We start from the raw sequence: 7,202 nt of genomic DNA on the forward strand, positions 1-7,202 counted from the left end.
TCGCAGGCTGTAAAGGGGAGAGACGGAACTTGAAACTCGCTCATCGTTCGCTCTTTAATTCTCTTCGATTCAAGCTGGTTACCGGGCTGTTGCTCATTATGCTGCCGATGGTGTCGTTCTTGATCTACAACAACTTCTATTCCATGGAGGTCGTGCGCAACCAGGTGTCGCAGTCGAACGGCAATATGCTGGAGCTCTACATGGGAATGATCGACAAGACGCTGGAGGATATCGACGACTATTTACTGAAATTCGCGGCGGAGGAATCCGGCTTGTATATCCTCGACCGTCCGGCCGAGACGGATAGGGATTTGTACAATTTGCATCAATTATGGCTGTTTACGGAGCTGAAGGAAAACGCGATCTATTATAACGCGCTCGATTATTTTTTTATCTATTCAACCTTGAACGAAGAGTTGTTGTTTGCGCCGAAGATAGTCGGCTCGGCCTTCCCGAATAATGACTCCATTAAGGAAGAGCTTACGAACATGATGGAACACGAGCGGACAATGGAGAGCTATCCGTACAAGCAATGGACGGTTTTTAGGGCGGAAGAGCAGAACTACCTGATCCGCATCATTCGAACGGGCAACTTGTATGTCGGGGCTGGAGTGAATACGGACGATGTCATGGGACCGCTTGATCTGCTCGATCTAGGCACGGAAGGCAGATCGCTTCTGGTCGATGACGGCTATGCGCCTTTGCAGGACGAAGCTTTTTTCGAAGAGAACGAGATCGACCTCGCTTACGCATCCAACGAGTACAGGCTTGCCGGAGCCGACGATCAGTACCTGGTTATCGGAGAGAAGTCAGGCAAAGGAGGGTTCGGGCTCGTCGCGGTCGTTCCCGACCAGACCATCTTGGAGAAGCTGCCTTATTTGCAACGGATCATCCTTCTAATTGCAACCGGTTCCATTCTCATCTTGCTGATCGCGCTTTATTTCCTGCGCACGGTCGTCCTGCTGCCAGTCAACCGGATCATAATGGCGATGCGCAAAATCAAGGAAGGTTATCTAGAGGCGAGAATACCGAACAAGCCGGCGTCCAACGAATTCGAAATGATGAACGAGACGTTCAACAGCATGGTCAGCGATATCCAGCAGTTGAAAATCGACGTCTACGAGGAGCAGCTGACTAACCAGAAGGCGGAGCTCAAGCAATTGCAGATGCAAATTAACCCGCATTTTTTCCTGAACAGTCTGAATGTCGTATATTACTTAGCCCAAGAGAAAAAATATGGGTTGATTCAGGAGCTCTCCATCTCCCTGATCCGTTATTTCCGCTTTATGTTCCGAAGCCAGACGGATTTTGTGCTGCTGGGGGACGAGCTCGGCCATACCGAAAACTATTTGACCATTCAGAAGTTCCGCTTCCCCGGCAGCTTGACCTATTCGATCGCCGCTGAGGATGAGCTGCGCGGGTGTTTCATCCCTACGCTGATCATCCAGAGCTTCGCCGAAAATACGATTAAACACGCCGTGAATACGGACGAGCCGACTCATCTCGTGATTACGGCAAGCAAAGCGGAATGGGGGGCGGAAGAGGCGCTATGGATCCGCATCCGCGATACGGGACCCGGCTTCTCCAGCGAAGTGCTGCCTAAGCTGCAGCAGGGGACGAACCTGATGAACGAACAAGGCGAGCATATCGGAATTTGGAACGCGAGGCGCCGATTGCGCCTGCTGTACGAGGATAAGGTGAGCATCTCGTTTTCGAACGATGACGGCGCCGTTGTCGACATGATACTGCCTGTATGCAGAGAAATGAGGTAGAGCGCATGTACCGGTTACTGATCGTGGACGATGAAAAGTTTATAGCAAACGGCATCAAATCGAGCGTGGAATGGCAGAAGCTTGGCATTGTGCACGTGTCGATCGCGAACAACCTCCGGCAAGCGAAGGAGGAATTCGTGAGCCGGCCGTTCGACATGATGATATGCGATATCGAGATGCCGCAAGGCAGCGGTCTGGAGCTTTACGAGTGGGTCCGGGAACAGTATCCGCAGACAGAGTGCGTCTTCCTCACCTGCCACGCCGACTTTCAATACGCGAAGAAAGCGCTGCAGCTCGGCAGCTTCGAATATTTGCTGAAGCCGGTGCCTCATGATGAGTTGAAGCTGGTCATGACGAAGCTGATCGAGAAGATCAGGATCGAGAGAGAATCGGCCACGATGGCGTCCGAACGGTTCTGGCAGGATGTGCTGAATCAGGCGATCCCGTCCAATCCGGATAAAATGATGGAGGTCATCGAGAAGCGGAAGCTTCCATATGACCGCGCGACGGGGTTTCTGCCGATTCTCGTCAGCATCGGACACTGGGAGAAGTCATTGAATGCACGCGATGCGCAAATTATGAAGTATGCGCTGCGGAACGCTCTTGAGGAGGTCGTCATTCAGCGCGATGCCAGCGCGCAAATCGTGCAACTGGAGCCGGACACTCTGATGGTTCTATTCTCTCGGAAGCGGATTCCCGAGGAAAGCTGCGATTTTTATTACAAGGAGATCAAAGCGCGGTGCGAGGCTTTCATCGAAGTGTGCAACCGATATTTGTATTGTCATCTCTCTTGCGTGATCGGCAGGAGCGTTCGAGCGCATGAAGTGAAGGATATGGCTGAGGGCATAGCGGCGTTCAAGAGGAACCAGGTTAATCTCATTGACCGGGTAACCTATATGGACGAGCGGAAAAAGCAGGATTCGAAGGTGCCGCTGCCGCCGGTTCATGTCTGGTCGGAGCTGATCAAGCAGGGCAACAGGCAGAAGCTGATGGACGAATCGCAGCAGTTTCTGGATGCGTGGAAGCGGATCGAATACCTGGATGCGAAAGGACTGCAGCTGTTTTATCAGAGCTTTCTGCAGATGGTGCTGCATTCGCTTCAGCAGCAGGGACTGCGTGCGGCGGAAATTTTCTCGGATCACTTGTCGCCGGAGCGTATAGGGGCCGCGACGCGAAGCGTGAAGGAGCTTCAGGATTGGGTGAGAGATGTACTGAACCATGCGTTTGTCCATATTCAAGGACTGGAATCGAACGAGTCGACGGTGGAGAGAATTAAGCGCTACATCGCCCTGCACATCGACCAGGAGCTGTCCAGGCAGTACATTGCGGATTATATTGGGCTAAGCCCGGATTATATCGTGAAGGTATTCAAGAAAGAAACGGGGCTCTCCATTTCGGACTACATTCTGAATGAAAGAATCCATCTGGCGAAGGAGCTGCTGGCAATGACGGACACGACGATCAGCAACGTCGCCCTTGCGGTCGGCTTCTCGAACTTTTCCTATTTCTCCACGCTGTTCAAAAAAGAAACGTTCATGTCGCCGCAGGATTACCGCAAAGGGTGCTGTTGCCCGGCCAAATAGAATATACCGCGAGAGGCGCTGCGTCGCTTCGCGCGGTCTTTTTTTTACATGGGCAACATGTCGGAATCTCGAAAACGGGATGTCGGAATATTGGAAGCCGGCTTATTCGCGTTGCGTTAGTATTAGGTCATGAAACTAACATACGAAAGCAAAGGTGGTCGAGCCCCCGTGAAAGCCAGTTCTTTCGCATTGGAGATGAGAAAGGCGAGGAAGTACCGCGCACTTGTGCTGATGGCGCTTCCCGGCCTGCTGTACCTACTGATCAACAACTACTTGCCAATGTTCGGAATCGTGATCGCGTTCAAGGACATCAATTTCGCGAAAGGGATTTTAGGCAGCGATTGGATCGGGTTTAGAAACTTCGAATATTTATTTAAAACGACGGACGCTTACATTATTACAAGAAATACACTGCTCTATAATGTTACGTTCATTCTGCTCAATACCGGAATCGCGATCGCTCTTGCGATCATGCTCAATGAAATACGTATTCGGTTTTTATCGAGAATGTATCAGACGCTCATCCTGCTGCCGTTCCTGATCTCGATGGTTATTGTCGGGTATCTGGTGTTAGGTTTCCTGGATGTAGAGAACGGGTTTTTGAACAAAACCTTGCTTCCGATGCTCGGCATGGAGCCGATATCCTGGTACGGCGAAACGAAATATTGGCCTTGGATATTGACGATCGTAAGCGTATGGAAAGGCGTCGGCAATCTGTGCATTATTTATTTGGCGGCGATAATCGGCATCGACAACGAATATTATGAGGCCGCGACGATCGACGGAGCGAACCGGTGGCAGCAAATTATGAAGATTACGCTTCCGCTCGTCGCGCCAGTCATCACCATTATGACCTTGCTCGCTATCGGCAGAATCTTCTATTCGGACTTCGGTTTGTTCTACCAGGTGCCGCTGAACTCCGGCGCGCTCATGCCGGTCACGAATACGATTGACACGTACGTCTACCGCGCATTGATTAACCTGGGCGACATCGGCATGTCCTCGGCAGCCGGTCTGTATCAGGCGCTTGTCGGCTTTATTCTCGTCATCCTATCGAATGCAATCGTACGCAAATTCAACAAAGACAACGCACTATTTTAGAAAGGAAGGGTTACATGCAATCATCCGGCAAGATCTATCAATGGAGTATTAATATCGTCATGCTGCTCTTCACCCTATTCTGCGTTTTGCCGTTTTGGCTGTTGTTCTCGGGTTCGCTAACCGACGACATGGAGCTGGTTCGCAACGGCTACGCTTTCTTCCCTGATCGGCTCAGCTTGACCGCGTACGGGTATTTGTGGAACACCTCGACGGATATTGCCCGCGCTTACGGCATTACGATCTTGACGACCGTCGTCGGTACGACGTTCGGTCTGTCGCTGACAGCCATGCTCGCTTATCCGCTGTCGAGGACGGAGATGCCGTTCCGCAACGGACTTGCGTTCTTCGTCTTCTTTACGATGCTGTTCAACGGGGGACTCGTTCCGAACTACTTGCTTTACACGAATTATTTCGATTTGAAAAACACGCTGATGGCACTGATCATCCCCGGGCTGCTGATGAACGGATTTTTTATCATCCTGATGAGAACCTTCTTCGCCAGCTCCATTCCGAAGGCCATTATCGAATCGGCTTATATCGACGGGGCGAAGGAGTGGAAAATCTTCCTGCAAATCGTGCTGCCGCTGTCGACGCCGGTGCTCGCTACAGTCGGCTTGTTCTACACGATCCTGTATTGGAACGACTGGTTCAATGGCTTGATTTACCTCACCGACAGCCGATATTATAGTTTGCAGAACCTGCTCAACCGGATTTTGCTGGACGTGCAATTTTTGCAGAACTCTACACAGGCGGGAAGCCGGGCCGCCGAATTCGCCGCGAATATTCCGCTTGCGTCGATGAGGATGGCCATGGCCGCTATCGGGGTCGTTCCGCTGCTGCTCGCTTATCCGTTCTTCCAAAAATATTTTGTGAAGGGCTTGACGATCGGCGCGGTGAAAGGGTAGATCGCTACAACGGAAAATCGAAAAAGCGATGTCGGAAATGTGAAAGTGGACTTGTCCGAATTCCATTATTCTACTAAGTGAAGACGTTTTCATAAACGAACCTGGGAGGTCATGGCAATGAAACAGAGAAGGTACGCGGCAAAAACGGTTATTATGATTGTAATGGTGTTCGCGTTGCTCGTCAGCGCATGCAGCGGCGGGGGCAGCAACAGCGCGAATACGGGGAACGAGCCGGATGCGGGTAACGGAGATGGCGGCAGCGGGGACTTGAAGCCGGTCGAGCTCGTCATGGTATTCCCGGTTGGCGGGGAACCGAAGGATTTAAAGCTCGTCTCGGATGAAATCAACAAACTGACCAAAGAGAAAATCAACGCGACGGTCAAGCTGATCCCGATCGGATTCGGCGCATGGGCGCAGCAGAAGACGCTTATGATGTCGGGCAACGAGCAGGTGGACTTGATCGTAAGCGGCTTGAACACCTACAGCCAGGATGTCGCAAAAGGGCAGTTTCTGGAGCTGGACAGCTATCTCGAACAGCAAGGGCAAGGCATAAAAGAGGCGCTCGACTCGCTTGACCCGGCCTTCCTGAACGCGACGAGAATCGATGGCAAAATATACGCCGTTCCGAGCATCCGGGATTTGGCGGCCGACTACGGCATTACGATGCGCAGGGATTTGGTGGAGAAATACAACATCGACACAAGCGCGATTAAATCGCTCGACGATTTGGACGCCGTATTCAAGGTGATTAAGGACAACGAGCCGGAAATGATTCCGACGGTGAAATACGGCACTTCGATTCTTGATATTTACGTGCAAACCTTCTTCGACGTCTTAGGTGACGGCTTCGGCGTGCTGCCGGGCCACGATAACGGCCTGAAGGTCGTGAATATGTACGAGACGCCGGAATACGCGGCTTTGCTGAATACGGTCAGAAGATGGAATGAAGCGGGGTATGTGGCGAAGGATGCCGCTACGAGCACCGAAACGCAATACAATATGGTCAAATCCGGCAAGGCGTTCTCCTTCATCTCCCATATGAAGCCCGGCATCGAAACTCAGGAGTCGAGAACGACGGGCAAGGACATGGTGTCGGTGCATTTCAGACCGCCGGTTACGATGACGTCCAACATCATCTCGATCATGTGGAGCGTCGCCCGTAACTCCAAGGATCCAGATAGAGCGATGATGCTGCTTAATCTGATGTATACGGATAAAGACTTGATCAACCTGCTGGATTACGGCATCGAGGGCAAACATTATGAGAAGGTGTCCGACAATATTATCGATTATCCGCAAGGCGTCGACGCTACGAACTCCGGTTACAACCTGCAAATGGGCTGGATGTTCGGCAATCAGTCGCTGTCGTACATCTGGAACGGGGACGATCCGGAACTATGGAATCAGCTAGCTGATTTTAACCGAAGCGCGACCAAGTCGAAGGCGCTGGGCTTCACCTTCAACGCCGACGCCGTGAAGACGGAAATCGCGGCGGTTACGAACGTGCAGAACCAATACAAGGTTGCGCTCGAAACGGGAATGATCGATCCGGCCTCCAAGCTGCCTGAATTCATCAAGCAGCTGAAGTCGGCGGGGATTGACAAGATCGTCGCGGAGAAACAAAAGCAGCTGGACGCATGGGCGGCGGCGTCGAAATAAAATTGTGTTCGATCTGCGTATGTTAAAAAACAAAGCCCCGGAATCGGGGCTTTGTTTTTATCAATGTACGCCCAGCATGGGCGTCATCTCTAGGGTGAGAGTCCCGAACGGGGGCTGGCGAACGCCTACCGTTAGCCAAGAGCAAGGGTGTCTATCGCGAGGTAGAATCTGAAGGAAGCTGG

5 protein-coding genes are annotated in these 7,202 nt (G+C 51.8%); all 5 read left to right on the top strand.

Going from position 1 to position 7,202, the window contains the following annotated elements:
* The first annotated feature begins 29 nt into the window (after positions 1–29).
* The 5 genes from RB620_RS08685 to RB620_RS08705 all read left to right on the top strand — a co-directional run bounded on the left by RB620_RS08685 (position 30) and on the right by RB620_RS08705 (position 7,020).
* A complete protein-coding gene (locus RB620_RS08685; RefSeq protein ID WP_308093516.1) occupies positions 30–1,772 on the top strand; it encodes a sensor histidine kinase in 1,743 nt (580 codons plus the stop codon).
* A 5-nt stretch (positions 1,773–1,777) separates the two neighbouring features.
* On the top strand, positions 1,778–3,355 hold the full coding sequence (locus RB620_RS08690; protein ID WP_308093518.1) for a response regulator transcription factor: 1,578 nt from the start codon (positions 1,778–1,780) through the stop codon (positions 3,353–3,355).
* A gap of 195 nt (positions 3,356–3,550) precedes the next feature.
* A complete protein-coding gene (locus RB620_RS08695; RefSeq protein ID WP_308093533.1) occupies positions 3,551–4,456 on the top strand; it encodes an ABC transporter permease in 906 nt (301 codons plus the stop codon).
* A gap of 14 nt (positions 4,457–4,470) precedes the next feature.
* The gene (locus RB620_RS08700; RefSeq protein ID WP_308093520.1) at positions 4,471–5,361 is read left to right on the top strand and encodes a carbohydrate ABC transporter permease; all 891 of its coding nucleotides are present in this window, start codon (positions 4,471–4,473) and stop codon (positions 5,359–5,361) included.
* A 117-nt stretch (positions 5,362–5,478) separates the two neighbouring features.
* Entirely contained in the window at positions 5,479–7,020 is a 1,542-nt protein-coding gene (locus RB620_RS08705; RefSeq protein ID WP_308093521.1) for an ABC transporter substrate-binding protein, read from the top strand.
* The last annotated feature ends 182 nt before the right edge of the window (positions 7,021–7,202 follow it).

The organism is Paenibacillus sp. LHD-117 (assembly GCF_030929555.1).
GTDB lineage: Bacteria > Bacillota > Bacilli > Paenibacillales > Paenibacillaceae > Pristimantibacillus.